General features: G+C 51.6%; 1 pseudogene. It reads left to right on the top strand.

From position 1 onward, the window contains the following. Positions 1-13: 13 nt before the first annotated feature. Positions 14-583: pseudogene (locus tag QUW60_RS15065) on the top strand (LTA synthase family protein); the annotation flags it as partial.

Consider the following 583-nt stretch of genomic DNA (forward strand, 5'->3'; position numbering starts at 1 on the left):
GTATAGTATCTATATGAAAAAGAGATTCCTTTATCTGGGCCTGTTCTTCGCAACAGCCCTCTTGCTGTTCATCTTCCAGAAACCGCTCTTTATGCTCTACAACGACAGCGTGGGAAGAGGAGTGCCGTTGGCCGAATACTTCCGGGTCATGTGGCACGGAGCAAGCCTGGACGCAGCCGTAACCGGCTACCTGATTGCGCTTCCATGGCTCGTCACACTGATCAGCGTGTGGTTCAAGAAGTTCCCGCTCCGGAAAATACTGACAGGATATTATGCACTGATTGCCTTGCTCATATCACTCATCTTCATGGGCGACATGTCCCTCTATCCGTTCTGGAACTTCAAGCTGGACGCTTCGGTGGTCTTCTATCTCGAATCTCCACAAAACGCAATGGCCAGCGTTTCCGCCGGATTCGTCATCCTGAGAATCCTCTGCATCCTGCTGCTTTCGGGACTGGGCACATGGATTCTGTACCGGATTACACCGCGTATGCTTCCTTCCGCCAAAAAGAAACTGTTGGGAAGCCTCGGACTGATACTCACAGGAGGTATCATCTTCCTCATCATTCGCGGCGGAGTGACC

This window comes from Bacteroides gallinaceum (genome assembly GCF_030373775.1).
In the GTDB taxonomy this organism is placed as follows: Bacteria; Bacteroidota; Bacteroidia; order Bacteroidales; family Bacteroidaceae; genus Phocaeicola; species Phocaeicola excrementipullorum.